14 protein-coding genes are annotated in these 20,342 nt (G+C 30.3%); 1 reads left to right on the top strand and 13 read right to left on the bottom strand.

All coding sequences use genetic code 11. The features are described 5' to 3' along the window. Positions 1-17: 17 nt before the first annotated feature. The gene (locus BUA92_RS19060; RefSeq protein WP_073022259.1) at positions 18-764 is read left to right on the top strand and encodes an EFR1 family ferrodoxin; all 747 of its coding nucleotides are present in this window, start codon (positions 18-20) and stop codon (positions 762-764) included. Between the two features lie 416 nt (positions 765-1,180). On the opposite strand, the gene BUA92_RS19055 is transcribed toward BUA92_RS19060, so the two are convergent. The 13 genes from BUA92_RS19055 to BUA92_RS18995 all read right to left on the bottom strand — a co-directional run. After that, positions 1,181-2,065 (bottom strand): ROK family protein, encoded by an 885-nt coding sequence (locus BUA92_RS19055; protein ID WP_073022258.1) that lies wholly within the window; start codon positions 2,063-2,065, stop codon positions 1,181-1,183. A gap of 104 nt (positions 2,066-2,169) precedes the next feature. Further along, a complete protein-coding gene (locus tag BUA92_RS19050) occupies positions 2,170-2,901 on the bottom strand; it encodes a GntR family transcriptional regulator (protein WP_073022257.1) in 732 nt (243 codons plus the stop codon). A 217-nt stretch (positions 2,902-3,118) separates the two neighbouring features. Then, entirely contained in the window at positions 3,119-3,811 is a 693-nt protein-coding gene (locus tag BUA92_RS19045) for an aspartate/glutamate racemase family protein (protein WP_073022256.1), read from the bottom strand. Between the two features lie 299 nt (positions 3,812-4,110). Continuing rightward, on the bottom strand, positions 4,111-7,635 hold the full coding sequence (gene nifJ, locus BUA92_RS19040; protein ID WP_073022255.1) for a pyruvate:ferredoxin (flavodoxin) oxidoreductase: 3,525 nt from the start codon (positions 7,633-7,635) through the stop codon (positions 4,111-4,113). A gap of 299 nt (positions 7,636-7,934) precedes the next feature. Beyond that, positions 7,935-8,318: an SdpI family protein gene (locus BUA92_RS19035; RefSeq protein WP_073022254.1), complete on the bottom strand. Its 384-nt coding sequence runs from the start codon at positions 8,316-8,318 to the stop codon at positions 7,935-7,937. A 119-nt stretch (positions 8,319-8,437) separates the two neighbouring features. Then, positions 8,438-11,140 (bottom strand): prolyl oligopeptidase family serine peptidase, encoded by a 2,703-nt coding sequence (locus BUA92_RS23410; RefSeq protein ID WP_073022253.1) that lies wholly within the window; start codon positions 11,138-11,140, stop codon positions 8,438-8,440. A gap of 98 nt (positions 11,141-11,238) precedes the next feature. Next, positions 11,239-12,015 carry a class B sortase gene (srtB, locus tag BUA92_RS19025; protein WP_083553598.1) on the bottom strand — a complete coding sequence of 259 codons (777 nt, stop codon included), beginning with the start codon at positions 12,013-12,015 and terminating at the stop codon, positions 11,239-11,241. A 166-nt stretch (positions 12,016-12,181) separates the two neighbouring features. Further along, positions 12,182-14,632, bottom strand: a complete 2,451-nt coding sequence (locus tag BUA92_RS19020) for a GH39 family glycosyl hydrolase (RefSeq protein WP_073022251.1) — start codon at positions 14,630-14,632, stop codon at positions 12,182-12,184. A gap of 324 nt (positions 14,633-14,956) precedes the next feature. After that, positions 14,957-16,843 carry an ABC transporter ATP-binding protein gene (locus tag BUA92_RS19015; RefSeq protein ID WP_073022250.1) on the bottom strand — a complete coding sequence of 629 codons (1,887 nt, stop codon included), beginning with the start codon at positions 16,841-16,843 and terminating at the stop codon, positions 14,957-14,959. Then, a complete protein-coding gene (locus BUA92_RS19010; protein WP_073022249.1) occupies positions 16,836-18,569 on the bottom strand; it encodes an ABC transporter ATP-binding protein in 1,734 nt (577 codons plus the stop codon). The genes BUA92_RS19015 and BUA92_RS19010 overlap by 8 nt, the downstream gene beginning before the upstream one ends. Before the next feature lie 54 nt (positions 18,570-18,623). Beyond that, complete coding sequence (locus tag BUA92_RS19005; protein WP_073022248.1) at positions 18,624-19,055, bottom strand: MarR family winged helix-turn-helix transcriptional regulator; 432 nt, start codon at positions 19,053-19,055, stop codon at positions 18,624-18,626. A 125-nt stretch (positions 19,056-19,180) separates the two neighbouring features. Beyond that, positions 19,181-19,828 (bottom strand): YczE/YyaS/YitT family protein, encoded by a 648-nt coding sequence (locus BUA92_RS19000; RefSeq protein WP_073022247.1) that lies wholly within the window; start codon positions 19,826-19,828, stop codon positions 19,181-19,183. Positions 19,829-19,986: 158 nt separating this feature from the next. After that, the coding region (locus BUA92_RS18995) for a PTS transporter subunit EIIC (protein ID WP_139259386.1) at positions 19,987-20,342 on the bottom strand (356 nt) is incomplete at its 5' end.

Raw genomic sequence — 20,342 nt, 5'->3', positions numbered from 1 at the left:
AAGTTGAGGTGATTAGTATGATTCTATTTTTTAGTGGAACTGGAAACAGTCAATATGTAGCAAAAATAATTGCAGAAAAAACAAAAGATGATATTGTTTCTATAAATAAGCTTGTGAAACAAGGAAACCAAAAGCAACTTGTCTCACAAGACAAACCCTTTGTCTTTGTATGCCCTACTTATGCCTGGAGAATCCCCAAAGTAGTAGAAGATTTCATAAAATCAGTTGATTTTTCAGGAAGCAATAAAGTATATTTTATCCTAACCTGTGGATTATCTACATCTAATGCACTAGGTTATATAAAACAGCTATGCACGGTAAAAGGGTTTGACTTACAGGGATTTGCAGATATCGTTATGCCTGAGAATTATATAGCTATGTACAACGCTCCAGATAAAGTTACAGCAGATAAAATAATTCAAAAAAGTATGCCAAAAATACTTAAGATTGCAGAAGATATTCGTGATGAAATACCTTTTCCTGTCCGTACTACAAAACCATCATTAAAAAGTGGTGTTGTAAATACGGTCTTCTACAAATTTTTTGTTAAATCAAAGGGATTTTATACAACTGAAAAATGTATAGGCTGTAAAAAATGTGTTCAATTATGCCCTCTTAATAATATAGAAATGAAAGAAGATAAACCCAGCTGGCAAAATAACTGTACACATTGCATGGCATGCATCTCAGGTTGTCCAACATTAGCGATTGAATATAAAAACAAAACTCAAGGTAAACCAAGATATTATTTAGAATGTAAATAATATAAAAAACTCCAATCCATATTTAATTCCATGGATTGGAGTTTTTACGATTGTGTAATAAAAAAAGGAGATGTCTCTTCACCCCCCTTTACAGAAAAAGATACAGTAACATTAGTACCACACACATAGCTAACATTAATAAACTTTGTAGTAAATGCTTTACTAATTTAAAAAGTACTGACTTCATACTCTTCGCTCCCTAGTTAAAATATCCTCACCTTATTTATATAACTTTAATTATAGATCTATGATATTATTCTCCTAGAAATAAAGAATTTCTTCTACTATCCAATTAAAATTTAACTCCATGTAAAATATATTCTAAATGTTGAAGTTAGCTCTAAGTCAATTGATTCTCATATTTTGAAAATAGAAAAGTGATGAAAATCCAAATGAATTTTCATCACCTCCCAATATCAAAGTTCCTCTTGTATATAGTTATAATACGCTCCATAAATATTAGCATCATTACCTAATTCACTTTGCTCTACTATAATCTCCGGAGTATACATTCCTGGTATTGTATTTAACTCAGTTGCAATAGCTTGTATCTTTTCAGTTAGAATTTTTTGAGCACTAATTCCCCCACCAATAATAATCTTCTTAGGGTCTAAAATAACTTGAATATTTACTATTTGTACAGCAATTTTTTTACAAAAGCTATTAAAAGCCTCTACAGCAATTTCATCCTCTTCTTCAATTAACTTAAATAAGTCAATTCCATCAAATTCACCTTCGATTCCCTTAGCTAACTTCACCCTTTTAACAAGACCTACACTGCTTCCCTTAGCACCCCATGCATTTCTGAAGTTTTCTGGGTTTTCATCATTAGTTCTTACAAATGAGAACTCTCCTGCGGATAAATGCTCTCCTTTTAATAGTTTTCCATTAGCAATTATTCCTCCACCAATTCCTGTTCCAATAACTATTACTACACCATCTTCACAGCCTTGAAGTTTCCCCTTATATAACTCTCCAAGTGCAGCACACTTACCGTCATTTTCTATAGCTATCTTCACCTTATATCTTTCTTGCAAGAAAGTTTTCATATTAAAGTCTTTAATAAAACTTAAAGATCCTCCATGCTTCATAAGTCCAGTTTTAGAGTTAACTAACCCAGGTATACTTATTGCTATTCCTGTTGGCTTTACTTTATTAACAACTTTGTCAATGTTATCCACAAATTCCTCTAATGATTGTGTGGATGTTGGTATTTTATCTCTATCTACTATCTCATTATTTTCTATAATAGCAGTCTTTGTAGCGGATCCCCCAATGTCCATAACTAATATCTTACTCATAAGTTCTCCTTCTTTATACAATGTACTTTTTATTTATCTATCAATGTACATATTATACTAAATCTTCGCCATTACTCTCAATGACTTCATTTAAAACTTTTATACTAACAAAACTTTGTCTCTATATAAAGATTATATTTATCCATAACAGAATAATTAATTGTATATTCAAATATTCCTCCTTCGCTATCGTATCCAGTTCTAGTTGTTTTTACTAGCGGTTCATCTTTATTAACCCCTAAAATATTGTTTATTTCCTTATTCTTATTTGTAACTTCAAGTGTCTCTATTTTCATTCCTAAAGTTAGATCATTGCAACTTTTAAGCTCGCTGTATAATCCCTCTTTAAATCCCAAAAATTCATCTGGAAATTTTAGTTCTTTTATTAAATAAGTCTCAAAATAAGCGATTGGTGTTTCTCCAAAAGATAGCTTAACCGTTACTTTCCTAACTTCATCCCCTATTTTCAGCTTCATCTTTCCTGCAATATTCTCATCTATGTTAACACTAGAAACTTCAACTCTTCTATAATGAATTCCCTCTTGTCTTCTCTCACTAATATCTTCTTTCAAATCTATTACCTTTTCTATCTGTTTAATAAACTTCCTTCTAATAACTGTACCTCTTCCTCTTTTTCTTTCAATGTATCCTTCTTTTGAAAGTTCATCAAAAGCTTGCCTTACTGTTGATCTACTTATATTAAATTCTTCCTTAAGCTCTAATTCTGTAGGAAGTTTATCTCCTACTTTGTAATTTTTATCTCTAATTTTTTCTTTTAAAATTTCTTTTAATTGCCAATACATAGGAGCAGCTGAGTTACTATCATCTAATTTCATTTATTTAAATAACCTCCTATTAACTTATATAATTTATTATATTATTTTTAATTTATATTTGTCCGAACATTCGAACATTCGAATGTTCGGACATTTAATTAAATATATACAAATAAAAATAGAAGTACCTCAATTTTTTGAGATACTTCTATTAATTAAACATTTTTATTTTAACTCATCAAAATCATTATTAATAATTTCTAAAAGCTTGTATTGTTTACTTTTCTATAGCAAGCATTGCAGCTTTAGTTGCATGAATTTGTGCCGTATCAAATACAGGCAATATCGTGTCTTCTTGTCCAATAAGTAAACCAATTTCTGTACATCCAAGCATGACACCTTGAGCTCCATCTTCTTTTAATTTATCTATAATTCTAATATATTCTGATTTAGATTTTTCCGATATAATTCCCAAGCATAGTTCATCATAAATTATATTATTTACTATTTCAACATCGCTATCATTTGGAATTAAAACTTCTATTCCCTTTTCTATCAACTTATCTTTATAAAAATCCTGTGTCATAGTATATTTAGTACCAAGTAACGCAACCTTATATATATTATTTTCTATAAGCTTTTCAGCAGTAGCTTCAGCAATATGTATAATAGGAATTTGTATCTCTTTTTGTATATTAGGTGCTACCTTGTGCATTGTGTTTGTACAAATAACAATGAAATCTGCTCCAGCTTGTTCAAGTTTCTTTGCGGATCCACCTAATATTTCAGCACTTTTATCCCAATCTCCATTGGATTGGCACTCTTCAATCTCTTGAAAATCTACACTATATAGGACAACTTTAGCTGAATGTAGTCCTCCAAGCTGTTTTTTTACAACCTCATTTATTATTTGATAATATGTTACAGTGCTTTCCCAACTCATTCCGCCTATTAATCCTATTGTCTTCATAAAAATCTCTACTCCTTGTCTAACTATTAAATAATATAATTACTATAAATTTATTATTTGTATATTTAATTAAAAGTACTATTTTTTATTATAACAAATTATTATTCTTACCCATATACTATTATTATAATTAAAATCATATATATTTCTCACTGTCACCATCTAACTAAAATTAGCCCCAGTGAAGCAACATCATTAAGTTAAGAAACTTAATAATGTTGCTAACTGGGACTTTTTCAATACCCTTAGATATCAATAATCAAATATAAGTGTTCTTATATGCTACATTATAAATGTTTTTATTGTGCTGCAAGTTTTTTATATTTCTCATATTTTTCTCTTGCATATTTCTCTGCCGTTTCAAATAGTTCTTCCGCTGCTTCTGGGAAAGTTCTTTGAAGTGAGGAATAACGTGCTTCTCCTAATAAAAACTCTTTAAAGTTTCCTTTAGGTTCTTTTGAATCTAAAACAAATGGATTTTCTCCTTTATCTTTAAGCACTGGATTGTGTCTGTATAAGTGCCAATATCCTGCTTCAACTGCACGTTTTTGTTCTAGCTGAGAAGTGCTCATTCCGCCTTTTAGTCCATGACTTATACATGGAGCATAAGCTATTATAAGTGCTGGGCCTGGATAGTTTTCTGCTTCCTCAACTGCTTTTAAAAATTGACTTTGATTTGCTCCCATTGCAACTTGAGCTACATACACATGTCCATAACTCATTGCAATCATTCCTAAATCCTTTTTCTGAATCCTTTTACCTGAGGCTGCAAATTGAGCAACTGCACCTAAAGGAGTTGCTTTAGATGATTGTCCTCCTGTGTTTGAGTAAACTTCTGTATCAAGTACAATTACATTAACATCTTCTCCAGAAGATAAAACATGGTCAAGTCCACCAAAACCTATATCATATGCCCAGCCATCTCCGCCATACATCCACATAGATTTTTTAACTAAATGTTCCCTATTATTAAGGACTTCATCCACCAATTCTTTTAATTCCCCATCTATTTTTAAATTCTCTAAAGATGATATAAGCTTTCCGCTTAAGAGCTTTGAGGTTTTTCCGTTATTATAGTTGTCGCTCCATTCCTTTATTGCTTTTTTTACTAGCTTATCTTCAGTTAAATCAAAAATCTTTTCAAGCTTTGATTTTAAACTCTCTCGCTGTTGTTTAACTGCTAAACACATTCCAAGACTGAATTCTGCATTGTTTTCAAATAATGAGTTTGACCAAGCAGGTCCATGTCCATCACTATTGGTTGTATACGGCACACATGGAGCTGCTGCGCCCCAAGCTTGTAGACAGCCTGTTGCACTAGCAAGATACATTCTATCTCCATATAATTGCGTTATTACTTTTGCATAAGGAGTTTCTCCACATCCTGCGCATGCCCCTGAGAATTCAAGCAGTGGCTTCTCAAACTGACTTCCTTTAACTGTATTAATATTAGAAGGATTCTCTTTTTTAGAAAGTGATAGTCCATAATACCAGTTATCCATTTCTTGTTGCTGAGTTTCAGCTGGCTCCATTTTAAGAGCTTTTCCTTTAGCTGGACAAGTTTCTGAGCAGACTCCACAACCTGTACAATCTAATACATCAACTTGTATTCTATAGTTAAGATTTTCAAAACCTTTTCCAACAGCTTTTTTAAGTTTAAAACCTTCTGGTGCACTTTTTGTTTCTTCTTCGTTTGCTAAGAAAGGTCTAATAGCTGCATGAGGGCAAACAAAGGAACATTGATTACATTGTATACAATTATCTATATTCCAAACAGGAACATCAACTGCTATTCCTCTCTTTTCATAAGCTGATGTACCAAGAGGCACTGTACCGTCTTCTCTTCCTGAAAATATACTTACATGTAACTTATCTCCTTCTTGCGCATTTATTGGTATAAGGATATTTTTTATATAGTCTGGTAGTCCTGTGGTTTCAGCTTTTTCTTCTTTTATAGAATTTCCCCAAGAGGATGGTATTTTAATTTCTACTAATCCCTCTACCCCTTTATCAACAGCGGCATAGTTCATGTTAAGAATCTTATCACCTTTTTTGCTATAGCTTTTATATATCATTTTTTTCATGTGCGCTACTGCTTCTTCTATAGGTATTATATTTGCAAGTTTAAAGAAAGCGGCTTGAAGCACAGTATTTATCCTATTTCCAAGACCTATTTCTTTAGCTATACCTGTTGCATCTATTGTATAAAACTGAATGTTGTGCTCATAGATATACTTCTTCATGGCTTTTGGTATACGTTCCTCTAGCTCTTCCTTATTCCATCTGCAATTTAATAAAAATGTCTTCCCATCTTTTAAGTCTGAAACTATATCATAATTATCTATATAGGATGCTTTATGACATGCAACAAAGTCTGCTTTTTTCACAAGATAACTAGAGCGTATAGGTTCTTTTCCAAAACGAAGATGAGATTGAGTCACCCCACCAGACTTTTTAGAATCGTATGAAAAATATGCTTGAGCATACATATCCGTATAGTCACCTATGATTTTTATTGAATTTTTATTGGCACCTACTGTTCCATCAGAACCTAGTCCCCAGAACTTACAAGTTATAGTTCCTTTAGGTACTACATCTAATTCTTCTCCTATTTCTAAAGAAAGATTTGTAACATCATCAACTATTCCGATTGTAAAGTTATTTTTAGGAGTTTCTTTTTTAAGATTTTCAAAAACAGAAACAATTTGTGCTGGTGTTGTATCCTTTGAGGAAAGACCGTAACGTCCAGCATATAACTTCGGTCTTTTATCATTATTTATATAGCTTGCACAAACATCTTCATATAACGGTTCAGCTACTGCCCCTGGTTCCTTAGTTCTATCTAAAACTGCTATTGCTTTAACAGTTTCTGGAACCACTTTTAGGAAATGTGTAACTGAAAATGGTCTATAAAGATGTACCTGAACAAGTCCAACTTTTTCACCTTTATTATTTAAGTAATCTATAGTTTCTTCTATTGGTCCACATACTGATCCCATTGCAATTATTATACGCTCTGCATCAGGTGCTCCATAGTAGTTAAATAACCTATAATTCCTTCCAGTTAGCTTGTTTATTTCATTCATATAATTTTCTACAATAGTTGGAATCTCATTATAGAATCTATTGCTTGCTTCACGTGCTTGAAAAAATATATCTGGATTTTGAACTGTACTACGCTGTACAGGCCTTTCAGGGTTTAAGGAAGTTTTTCTAAATTCTTTAAGTGCATCTTTATCTACAAGCTTAGCTAAATCATCATATTCTAAACATTCTATTTTTTGAATTTCATGAGATGTTCTAAATCCATCAAAGAAATGTAAAAAAGGAATACGTCCTTTTATTGCACTAAGATGTGCTACTCCTGATAAGTCCATAACTTCTTGTACACTTGAGGTGGATAACATTCCAAATCCTGTTTGTCTACATGCCATAACATCTGAATGATCTCCAAAAATTGAGAGAGCATGTGTTCCAACTGTACGAGATGTCACATGTAGTACTGCAGGCTTTAATTGACCTGCTATTCTATACATAGTAGGAAGCATCAAAAGTAATCCCTGTGAAGCTGTATATGAGGTTGTTAAAGCGCCTGCTTCTAACGAACCATGAACTGCTCCTACAGCTCCTGCCTCTGATTGCATTTCTACCAATCTTACTCTTTGTCCAAAAATATTCTTTTTTCCCTTTGCTGACCACTCATCTACATGTTCAGCCATAGGTGATGATGGGGTAATTGGATAGATAGCTGCTACTTCTGTAAATGCATAGGATACATAAGCTGCAGCCTCATTTCCATCCATAGTTTTTATAACCTTAGACATTAATTACTCCTCCATAATTCTTATGATTTAATTATAAGAATTAAATTAAGTTCCTTATTTTATAGAGAACATTAGATTAAATCTTATACCAATATTAGTATATCATTATAGATGAAAACGTTATATTGTTTTGCCCCATTTTACTGCTATGGCTAAACGCTTTATAATATTGTTATCAAAAGTATATATAAAGCTATTAAATCAACTATTTAGATTATAGTTATTTATTGTTTTAATTAAAAAAAGTCCCTTTAATTGGGACTTTTATTTTCATAAACAAAACACTCCTAAAGTATTAATTACTTAATCCTTCTATTTCCATCCTTATCAAAATTCTTTTTTAATTCCTTCTCAACAGGAAAAATAGATGCAATCAAAAGAATAGTTTGAGCAGTTACTATTATTGCAACAACAATACCTTGAATTTCCTCATCAAAATTTAAGATAATTAAGCTAATAATTATTGATAAAAATAATGTTATAAGCCCTAATTTTGTCCATAACTTCCCACAATATCTATGTGCAAAATTCCAAGTCTCCTTGTTTTTCATTGACATTGAGGTTCTATAACCATAAAAACCGTTTATTTTTTTAGGTCCCTGATTTTTAAATGTTATTCCGAAGAACAACATCATTATTGGAATAATTAAATTACTTACAAATATAAATATTTCTTGCCACATAATTTCTCCCTATTATAAATTAAAATTATCATCACCTATAATAATAACATATTTTGTAAATATACTAACCCTTCCAGTAAAAAAATCCACCTAAAATTAAATTTTAGGTGGAAATGTTTTTAAGCTGATTTTTTTCTTACAGAAATATATATTCCAGCTATAGATAATGTCATTATTACTAATAGTGGAGCTATTGGTGCTGTATCACCAGTTTTAGGTGATGTTTTTACATCTGTGTTAGTAGTATTTTGGGTTGGTTGCTCTTCTGTTGGTTCTTCAACTGGAGTTTCAACTTTTTTTAGGCTTTGAGCAGCCATCCATTCCATAATGCTTGTTTGTTTTCCATTTATTACTTGACTAACTTCATTATTAAATACATATATCCATGACCAATGTCCATTGTATTCATATGGAGTACCATCTGCATTTTTATACAATCCTGTTGTATCTATTACTTTATCAAATAGTGTTAGATAAACATTTTTTGCGCCAGCTTTTATTAATCTTTCATAAGTTGGTACAGTGTTTATTGCTGGTGGCAATACTGTATCTGTTGAAGCTGCAACAAACCATATTGGAGTTTCTTTCATTTTTTCTAAATCAGAATCTGATATTAAACTATCGTTTAAGCCTTCGCATACTGGGAATGCAGCTGCAAAATATCCTGGATAATCACGAATCATAACCATTGTCATATATCCGCCATTAGAACATCCTCCAATATATATTTTATTAGCATCTATGTCATCATTTTTAGAAACGTAATCTTTTATTAATGACATAAGGGCTTTTGTATAAATTGAAGTTCCATCAAGTTTTCCAGACTCAGTTTGCATCCATCTAGTTGGTGCTTGAGGTGTTAAAACATATGCTCCACCAAAATAATCTTGTATTTCTTTTGAAGAGAAGTTTACTGCTTTATTTCCTGATATAGGTACAGTTGCATCTGAACCACCTTCTCCACCACCATGAAGCCAAATAACTAATGGATTTTTTTCATTATCTTTTGCAGGAGCATAACTTGCATATGATAAAGTTACGTTATCATAAGTTGCTTTTGAAACATCAAAATCATCTACGCCTACTTTTATTTGATCTTTAATCTCATTAGCTACAAGACGTGATATTGTAGTGTTATCAGATACAATATTCTTTTCTTGAGTAATTGTATATTTAGTGTCAATCCATGCATTACCGCCTGAAGCAGGAACATAGTTAAATGGTGAACCTAAAGTTATACTTGGTCCTATTTCCATTTCTAGAGTTGCATAGTTTCCTGTTGTAGCTGCATTACCTTTTGCATCAGAAACATAAGCTTTTGTTATCTTTCTATAACCTTCTTGTATTAATGGTGTAGCTAATCTTTTGTCACTTCTAGAAACAAATGCTGAAAAACTATCAGTATTAACAGAACCTTCTTTAACTGTTTGTCCTAAGTCAATTACAACTTTTGTAGTTGCTGGACCCCAATCTTCGATTTCTGTAATAGTATTATAGGTAGTAAAATCAGATTTGTTTTGAGATGCTAACCATTCCATAATGGTTGTCTCTTTTCCATTTATAACTTCTTTTGGATCATTATTATAAACATATATCCATGACCAATGTCCATTATATTTAAATGGTGTACCATCTGAATTTTTATATAAACCTGTTTGGTCAACTACACTATCATATAATGATAAATGAAGATTTTTAGCTCCAGCATCTTTTAATCTCTTATGTGTTGGAACTACATAGTTATTTACATCAACTGTTGTATCATCTTTAGATGCAATAAACCACATTGGAAGATCTTTCATTTTCTGAATATCTGAATCTGTGATTAAAGAATCAGCCAATGCTTCACATGTTGGAAATGCAGCAGCAAAGTAATCTGTATACTCTCTAGCCATAACCATAGTCATATATCCACCGTTAGAATCTCCTCCGATGTAAATTCTATTTTTATCTATATTACTATTTTTAGAAACATAGTCTTCTATTAATCCCATTAAGGCTTTTGTATATTTTGAATCTTTGCCTCCAAACTCACCATTTGGTCCTTGCATCCACATTGTTGGTGTTTGAGGTGCTAATACATAAGCTCCATCAAAATATGATTGTATATCTTCTGATGCAAAATTAGCAGCTTTATTTGCTGATATTGGAAGAAGTCCATCTGTTCCACCTTCACCCATACCATGTAACCATATAATTAAAGGTTTCTTTTCACCAGTTGTTTCAGGTGCATAGCTTGCATATTTTAAATTTATATTATCATAAGTTCCACTTCCTACAGTAAAATCATCAACAAGCTTTTTTGTATCTCCTGAAAAAGTATCAATAACTAATCCAGAAATTGTTTCTGTAGGAGTAGTTATATCTTGTACTTGAGTGATTGTATAGTGAGAATCGATCCACTCATTCAAGAAAGTTTTCATACTGAACTGAATTGGTGATGCAATATCTAAAGTTGGTCCTATTTCCATTTCAATAACTACATAATTTCCACTTTCTTGAGCATTACCATCCTTGTCGGATACGTAAATCTTAGTGATGTTACGATCCCCTTCTGATAAAACCGTATCTTTACCTTTTTCAGTTCTCTTTACGTGTACTTTAAATGTATCCTTTGATATTGAATTTTTATTAACTGTCTTGCCTAAGTCAACTACTACTCTTGGGATTGCAATACCCCAATCATGAACTTCACTAATAGTACTGTAAGAAGTTGACTTTCCATCAGCTGCCAATACTGTTACTCCAGAAGAAAGTATCATAGATGTTGATAACATAAGTGCCATAAAGCTTTTTCCGTATTTGCGGAATCTTTTAATCATTTTTATCCCCCTCCCATTTTAAAAGTTCCTTATATAGAACCTTTTAAACTTAAAACCTATATATTAATGGTTATAAAGTTTCACTTAATTAATAGAAATTATTGTTTTACCATTTTGCTACTTACTACAAAGCGGCTGTCTTTATCATTATTTGTGCATGTAGACAAGGTTAAAACTATGTCATCTTTATTTACAGTTATTCCAGTATCATATAAAGAACTGTTCTTTATTTCTTTTGAGAAATCTTCATATTCTTGGTCTGTAGAGAACTTTTTAATATAACTTTTACTGTTATTTGCGCTTGTTTTATAAGCAGAAAATATCTCGCATTTATATATTTCATTTTCTGTATATAGCCAAAAATATGGAGTACTTTCGTAGAAATCTTTATCCATATATTTGTTTAAAATGCTAAACATCGAACCATTTTTCATGTTATGACCATATAGGATTGTATTTTTATCTTTAAAACTTGAATCGTTTTCAAGATCCATAAAAATACTTCCTGAATCATTTTCTGTTTTATTAAAAGTATGATTCAAGTAATAACTATTGTCTGCTCCTTTAACAATTGGATAATTAACTTCTGTGTCCTTAAAAGAAATCCATCCAACAATATCTTCATTAAGCTTTTTCAAACTCCCAAAATCTACTGATAAAACTTCTTTATCCTCACTTTCTGAAATCTTAGAGTCTCTATTAACATATTTCTGAAGACTTTCATATTCCTTCTTACCCTTTTTATATTCATTAAAAATAGCTAATAGGGAAACTGCTGAATATATTAAGGCAGAGAGACTAATAATAAGTAATGCTAATCTTGTCCATTTCCTCTTTTTGCTCTTATTTCCATCTTCTAATTTCATTAAATTCATAGCACCTACTTTACCTCAATCTATTAAAATTATATCTTTCACCCAATAGAATTTCTTTCCAATAAACGTATGTTTATTTATTTTTTTAATCCTCTTTTACTACATTCCTTTCTGTTACTTCTTTTTCACCTTTTCTAACCAAGTCAAAAAAGGGTATATAATTTTTTTATTCCCTAACTACCTCTATTAGCATAACCTCGTGAGGTTGCATATTTTCATAGATTTCTAAATCGTTTTCACAAAAAACATATTCTCTTTTATATCCATATATTGATTTCTGTTTAAGATAATCAAGTTCTTCTTGATATATATTTTTTTGCCATCCTATTTTAATCCACTCATCATAAACAGAACCATTTTCTTGATTTATTCTATATATTTTTTTAGTTATATTTCCATTAACACCTAATAAGGTGATTTTTATATTTCTTATTTTTTCTTTAAATATACTATACCTATCACTTAAAACTTCCTTTTCGTTGTATTTAATATCTTCATTTTTAAAATGACAGTAGTTATAGGCTAGTATTTGAATAACCCCTTTAGAATTTTTAGTTACTATAAAGTCCTCGCCTTTTTCTATTATTTGAGATCCAAGTTTCTTTAATAGTTTATAAGAATTATATATAGGTTTTTTAAGTCCGTTGCTAGTAACAAACCCAAGCCCCCCATGAAAAGTATCATAACTAGTTTTTACTTCCTCAAAAATATCAGTAAATGTCCAATATCCCATTCCATCAACTTTATTGAAATTCTCAACAACGTTTTTAACTAAATAAGAAGCTTTAAAACAAGTATCATGAACTAAATCTCTAGGGTCGGCATTAAGATTCCACTCAGTAATAAATATTTGTTTTTTCAAAGCTGGGAAGTTATCTAATACTTTCATAAGTTTATCTAGGTTTTCACTTATATACATTTCTTCAGCATATACACATTCATTAGCGGAGTCTTGGAGAATTAATTTCCCATCCGAATCTATTCCAGAATTCTTAAAAATGGTAACTAAATCAGTATTGTTTTTAGGTTTAATTGAATAAATCTTTAGCGATATAAAATCAAGTTCTATATTTTCTTTAAGAAAGAAGTCATTATACATTTTTAGAATATCTGTGTTTATCAAAATCTCGATGAAATTATTTATTCCTCCAACTTTTAACTTTGAATTAACCTTTTTTACAGCTGAATAAGTTCTTTTAAAAAACTCCAATGTTTTTTTGCTCACACTCTTTTCAATGGTAAAGTTATCCCAAATTTCAAAATACCAAGAAGTAACCTCATCAATTCCATATCTATTTATTAAATGTTTTGTAAAATTTCTAACAAGACTCTCCCACTTATCTAAGCTTTTTGGGTAACTTATATTTGCTTTCCAATTAAACATATACTTTTTTTCACTAGCAAGGCTTTCAGGCATATAACTTAATTCAATAAATGGCTTTAACTTAACTTCTAATAAAAAATCTATAAGTTCATCTATATAACTGAAATTGAGTTCTACTTCTCCATTGGAATTCTCATTATATATCATCATGTCATCACTAAAGATTCCATGAAATCTTATATATTTAAATGGGATTTCTTCTTGGATAGCTCTAAGCTGCTGCCTCCATTCAGCTCTTAACCCCTCTGAAGCTCTTCCAAAACAAATGATTTTATTCCATGAATCTTTTATATCCCCTATAGTCTTCTCACAATTAATACTATATTTTTCATTGACTATATTTTCCTTATCTTCATTTGAACAATATCTTTTAATTAAATCTATAATTTCTATATCTTCTAAATTAATATTACTTTTGGGATTATTAATTTTAATTGGATTAGTATTGTGGATATTTTTTCTATAAATTGACGGCGTGGTATTGTATTTTTCTTTAAACACCTTAAAATAGGATTTAAGATTAGGAAACCCATTTTCTAAAGCAACATAGGTTATCTTATTTTTTTCACTTTTCAAATCCTTTAGTGATTCTTTTAATCTCACATTAGAAATGAAGTCATTTAAAGTTAACCCCATATGTTTAGAAAAATATCTAGATAGATATTGAGGGTTTAAGTTCACTTCCTCAGCCAAATCATTTAAAGTTAATTTTTCTTTATAGTGAATATTAATAAAATTAATCAATTTTTCTATTCTTTTATCTTCTATCTGGGAATTTGATTTTATATATTCCTTTTCATCTATATATTTAGTTGTAAAAACTAAAATCAAATCTAAAACCCTCTTTTTAATCTCTAAAGCATAGGACTTTTCCTTTTTTATAAATGATTCTATTATCTTTAAAAGCATTCTCCAAAAACTCTTATCTTCTTTAGTATTTAAGTAAAATCTAATTTCAGAAAAATCTTTATAATAATTGTTAAAGTAGTTACTATCTATATTTAATGTAATAATAACGTTTTCTTCTAAAGGCTCTAATAAACATAGGCTTTCATTATTGAGTAGAAATACAGTTCCTTCTGAAAGATTATATAAATTGCTGTTTGTTGTGACATTAATCTTCCCCTTTAATATAAAGATTAGCTTCAATTCTTTATTGAAGTAGTATTGAGATTTAGTTACTCCATAGCTGGTAATACTAATTGGAATATCACTTGTTTTCTCAAATATCATTATCCTTCCCCCTTTGACCTTAAATTTAGATTTTGCTTACAATTATTTACATTTAATATTTCGTTAGACCTTTCATTAACTTTACTTATATCTGTTAATATAATCCAGCAAATATCATACCAAAACACTAAAACAGCCATTAATCAACTTTCTATTTAATAAATCAATGTAGTGTTTGTGACTTTTTCCCTAGTGTTTGAATATTATTCTTGAGTGTTTAGGCTTTATAGTCATTATAAAATAATTTAATTTTCATAATAAAAATAGCTGATACTAAGGGCCTCAAGCTCCTAATATCAGCTATTTAATATAATATATATAATTTTAAGAAAGTTCAAAAGCTCCTGTATAAAGCTGATAATATCTTCCTTTTTGGTTAATTAAGTCATCATGACTTCCTCTTTCAATTATCTTTCCTTGGTCTAAAACCATAATAACATCTGAATTCTTAACTGTAGAAAGTCTGTGTGCAATTACAAATACAGTTCTGCCTCTCATAAGTTTATCCATTCCTTCTTGTACGATTTTCTCTGTTCTTGTATCTATACTTGAAGTAGCTTCATCTAGTATTAATACTGGTGGATCTGCAATTGCAGCTCTTGCTATTGTTAATAGTTGTCTCTGTCCTTGAGATAGACTTCCTCCATCACCAGTAATAAATGTATCATAACCTTGTGGTAAATGTCTTATGAAAGTATCTGCATTTGCAAGTTTTGCAGCTGCTATTACTTCATCATTTGTAGCGTCTAACTTACCATATCTAATATTATCCGCTATAGTTCCTGTAAATAAATGAGGATCTTGAAGTACCATACCAAGGGATCTTCTTAAGTCATCTTTTTTTATCTTATTGATATTTATATGGTCGTATCTTATTTTTCCATCTTGAATATCATAGAATCTATTAATTAAATTGGTTATAGTAGTTTTACCAGCACCTGTAGCTCCAACAAAGGCTATTTTTTGACCAGGTTTTGCATAGAGATTTATATTTTTTAATATTAATTTTTCATCTGTATACCCAAAATCAACGTCATCAAATACTACTTCTCCTAAAAGCTTAGTATAGGTAACTGATCCATCTTCATGAGGATGTTTCCATGCCCATATACCAGTTCGCTTATTAGTTTCAGTTAATGTTCCTTGCTCATCTTCATTAACATTAACAAGCGTTACATACCCCTCATCTTCTTCATGTTTTTCATCTATAAAATCAAATATACGTTCAGCTCCTGCTAAAGCCATAACTACAAAGTTAAACTGTTGTGACATCTGTCCTGTTGTTTGACTAAATGCTCTTGTTAGTTGAAGGAAAGCTGCTAGTCCTCCAATAGTAAAGCCTGCAAAAGAGTTTATTGCTAAAGTTGCTCCTAAGATAGCCATTACAACATAAGTTATATACCCTATATTACCTATTATAGGCATTAATATATTTGCAAACTTATTTGCATTATTAGCACTATCACGTAAAGCATCATTTATTTTGTCAAAGTTAGCCTTGGCTTCTTGCTCATAACCAAAGACCTTTACTACCTTTTGACCTTCCATCATTTCTTCTATATAACCATTTACTTTACCTAAATCCTTTTGTTGAAATCCAAAGTACTTTCTACTTTTCCCACCAATTAATTTAGTGACATATGACATAGTAGCTATAGCTATTATCTGAACAATTGTAAGAGGGATACTTAAAAATATCATAGAAAAAAATATGCTTACAGCTGTTATTATAGCTGCTAGAAGCTGTGGAATCCCTTGACTTATCATCTGCCTTAAAGTATCTGTATCATTAGTATATAAACTCATTAAATCTCCATGAGAGTTTCTGTCAAAAAAACTTATAGGTAGCTTTTCCATATGTGAAAACATATCATCTCTTATTCTCTTTAAAGATCCTTGAGAAATTACAATCATTATACGGTTGTATATATAAGTACACAAAACTCCTACATAATAAATAACAGCCATAGTTAATACTACTTTAAGTAGTGGTGCAAAATCTATATTTGATTTATTCATAAGAGGGGCTATATAATCATCAATTAAGCTTCTAAGGAACATTGTACCTATAACATTAGCTATAGAACTTATTATTATAGCTATAGTAACAATGAAAAAAAGAAACTTATATTCTTTAACTACATAGTTTATTAATCTTTTTAATGTTTTTAAAGAGCTTACATTACCTTTAAAATTCTTGTCTTTATTCATCTTTATCAGCTCCTTTAACTTGTGATTCATAAACCTCTTTGTATATATTATTTCTTTCTAATAATTCTTCATGAGTTCCAAATCCATCTATAAGCCCATCATTTAATACTATAATCTTGTCAGCATCTTGAACTGAAGAAATACGTTGTGCAATAATGATCTTTGTTGTATTAGGTATTGTTTCTATAAAGGCTTTTCTTATAAGAGCATCTGTTTTAGTATCAACCGCACTAGTTGAATCATCTAAAATTAATATTTTAGGTTTTTTAAGTAATGCTCTTGCTATACAAAGTCTCTGTCTTTGCCCACCAGATACATTAGTTCCACCCTGCTCTATGAAAGTATCATATTTATCTGTAAAACTTTCTATAAACTCAGATGCTTGAGCCTGTTTACATGCCTCTATTATTTCTTCATCTGTTGCGTTTTTATTTCCCCATCTTAAGTTTTCCTTTATGGTTCCTGAAAACAGTACATTTTTTTGAAGCACCATGGATACTTCATTTCTAAGTGTTTCTATATCATATTTTCTAACATCAACTCCACCAACTTCTACTGAACCATCTGTAACATCATATAGTCTTGGTATAAGTTGAACTAAACTAGATTTAGAACTTCCTGTTCCACCTATAATTCCTACTGTTTCTCCAGAGTTTATCTTTAGGCTTATATTGTCTAGTACTAAGTTATTTTTATTAGTTTTATAATAAAAACTAGCACCCTTAAATTCTATAGATCCATCTTTAACTTCATATATTGGATTTTCTCCATTAGTTAAATCACTTTTTTCATCTAAAACTTCTACAATTCTTTCAGCAGATGGTCTAGCTATAATAACCATAACAAATACAAAAGACATCATCATAAGACTCATCATTATATTTGCAGTATAGGTGAATAAACTCATTAATTCACCTGTTGTCATAGTGTTTGAAACTATCATTTTAGCTCCAAGCCAAGACAAAAGTAATATACAAGTATAAACAGTAAACTGCATAATAGGTCCATTAAGAATAACTAGCTTTTCTGCTCTCATAAAGTAATCATAAAGAGTTTTTGATTCTTTATAGAACTTATCTATTTCATGATCTTCTCTTACATACGCCTTAACAGCACGAATTCCTGTTAAATTTTCTTGAACACTAGCATTTAAATCATCATATCTTTTAAATACTTTTACGAAGTTTGGATGCGCTTTCATGATGATAGCATACAACACTATAGATAGAAAAACTATTGCTCCTAAAAATATAAGTGCTAGTTTCCAATTAATATAAAAACACATTAGCATAGCCGATACCAACATAAGAGGAGCTCTTGCAAACATTCTTATTATCATTTGAAATGCATTTTGCACATTTGTAACATCAGTAGTTAATCTAGTGATAAGCCCTGCAGTTGAGTATTTATCTATATTTGAGAAAGAAAAGTCCTGTATATTATAAAACATTCCTTTTCTTAAGTTTCTTGCAAAACCAGATGACGCACTGGCTCCAGTCTTACCAGCAATAATTCCAAATGTAAGTGATAAAAATGATGCTATAAGCATTCCAATCCCTACCATTGTTACATACTTCACGTCACCTTTCCCTACCCCATTATCAATTATCCAAGCCATTAGGAAGGGAATCATAACCTCCATTGCCACTTCTAATCCTATATATATTGGAGTCATAATTGTATCTTTTTTAAACTCTCCAATATAATTTGCTATTTTTTTTACCATAACATACCTCCTCATCTTTGTTAGACTTCTAACTAATCATTTAAAAAAAATTGCCTAATCAGCAATTTTTTTAATTAATCTATCTATTAATTCAGTTAGTATTTCTAATTCTTCATTACTCAATTCATCTCTTAATGATTTTTCAAATTCAAGTATGTAACTATAAACCTTGTCTTGAATTTCAGTTCCTTTATCTGTAAGGATTATCTTCTTAAGTCTTGCGTCCTCACATACACTTACTCTTTCTATATACCCATTTTTCTCCATAAGTTGAAGAACACTAGTTACAGAAGAGCGTCTAGTATCCAATTCTTCTTCTATATCCTTTTGGAATATTGATCTTATCTTTGTTTCACGATTCAAGAATCCAAGTATCCGTGCTTGAACCCCAGTCAAACCATATTTAGATGCTTCTTTAGCTATTTTTCTATGAACTCCATGTGATAAGATATTAATCTTTTTCCCTATGTAGATTTCTTTATCCACTACTTTACCTCTAATTGTTAGACTTCTAACTAATTATAAAATTCTTAAACTAATTTGTCAATTATTTTTCTAATTTTGAAAATTAGTATAGTTTAATAACAAAGAGAATAACATGAAACTAAACACTATTCTCTAATTAAAGATAATTTTCTTAAGCTTGGACTCATAAGCTTCACAAAAATATCTAACATAGGTCCAAAAATCAACATTGCTATTACAGTACCTTCTCTTACCGTCATAGAATTTTTGAAGATAAATGTAATTATTAAAGATATTACAATTGCTATTATATCTACACCTTGTCTTATGGAACCAAAGTTTTTATTAATCTTTTTTGCTAAAACCATACAACATGATTCTAGTGGAAAACTAATAAGATTAATTGCAGTAATCATAGCTATACCTAAAGCACACATTACTACTGATAAAACAAACAAACTTATACTTATAAAATAATTATCAATCACAATTTCTGCTAAAACTTTGTATATCATAAAATTAACAACAGTTCCTAATAATATTGAAACACCTATCTGAGCCAAGTGATTAAATCTAAATACATCTTTTAAAATAAAGATTTGTACTAAAACACAACTAATATTAAGAATCATAGAAAAAGTTCCTACTTTTACCCCTAATACCATTGATATACTTTGGCTTAATGCATCCCATGCACCTACCCCTATTGCTATCTTTATCCCTAAGCTTGCTCCCATTGCAGTTATAATCATAGCTATAGCTACCATAATGATCCTATTAATTTTTTTATTCATCTAATACTACTCTCCTTAGTAACTCTAATTCATACACTAAAAATATACCACAACCTTGACTCCATAAATTATCTATTTCTGAAAATCAAATATATTTCCTTAAATAACAATAAAGACTTTAATTAAAGTCTTTATTGTTATTTTTATTAAATTCTATATTAAGCTTGAGCTTCTTGTTCACTCTTAAGGTTCATAGCATCCACTTTCTTGAAGAATGGGAAGTATACTAATACAGATATAGTTATACATACTACTTGAAGTAAAGCCATTCTCCATCCACCCATTATTAATCCTCCGATTACTGGTGGTGTAGTCCAAGGAACAGTTACACCTGTAAATAGTGGAACTAATCCTATTCTCATAGCAAAATATGCTACTACTGCTGAAATTGTTGGTGCTAATACGAATGGTAAGAACATTAATGGGTTCATAACCATTGGGAAACCAAATATTATCGGTTCATTTATGTTGAATATTCCAGGCCCTATAGATAATCCACCTAATGCTTTGTTTT

Source organism: Clostridium intestinale DSM 6191, assembly GCF_900130055.1.
Taxonomy (GTDB): Bacteria; Bacillota; Clostridia; order Clostridiales; family Clostridiaceae; genus Clostridium_T; species Clostridium_T intestinale.
This window is presented reverse-complemented; position numbering and strand designations above follow the sequence as displayed.

Bases quoted from the DNA above. Each gene is read 5' to 3' on its own strand.
- BUA92_RS19060 (WP_073022259.1), top strand. From the start codon at position 18: ATGATTCTATTTTTTAGTGGAACTGGAAACAGTCAATATGTAGCAAAA.
- BUA92_RS19055 (WP_073022258.1), bottom strand. From the start codon at position 2,065: ATGAGTAAGATATTAGTTATGGACATTGGGGGATCCGCTACAAAGACT.
- BUA92_RS19050 (WP_073022257.1), bottom strand. From the start codon at position 2,901: ATGAAATTAGATGATAGTAACTCAGCTGCTCCTATGTATTGGCAATTA.
- BUA92_RS19045 (WP_073022256.1), bottom strand. From the start codon at position 3,811: ATGAAGACAATAGGATTAATAGGCGGAATGAGTTGGGAAAGCACTGTA.
- nifJ (WP_073022255.1), bottom strand. From the start codon at position 7,635: ATGTCTAAGGTTATAAAAACTATGGATGGAAATGAGGCTGCAGCTTAT.
- BUA92_RS19035 (WP_073022254.1), bottom strand. From the start codon at position 8,318: ATGTGGCAAGAAATATTTATATTTGTAAGTAATTTAATTATTCCAATA.
- BUA92_RS23410 (WP_073022253.1), bottom strand. From the start codon at position 11,140: ATGATTAAAAGATTCCGCAAATACGGAAAAAGCTTTATGGCACTTATG.
- srtB (WP_083553598.1), bottom strand. From the start codon at position 12,015: ATGAATTTAATGAAATTAGAAGATGGAAATAAGAGCAAAAAGAGGAAA.
- BUA92_RS19020 (WP_073022251.1), bottom strand. From the start codon at position 14,632: ATGATATTTGAGAAAACAAGTGATATTCCAATTAGTATTACCAGCTAT.
- BUA92_RS19015 (WP_073022250.1), bottom strand. From the start codon at position 16,843: ATGAATAAAGACAAGAATTTTAAAGGTAATGTAAGCTCTTTAAAAACA.
- BUA92_RS19010 (WP_073022249.1), bottom strand. From the start codon at position 18,569: ATGGTAAAAAAAATAGCAAATTATATTGGAGAGTTTAAAAAAGATACA.
- BUA92_RS19000 (WP_073022247.1), bottom strand. From the start codon at position 19,828: ATGAATAAAAAAATTAATAGGATCATTATGGTAGCTATAGCTATGATT.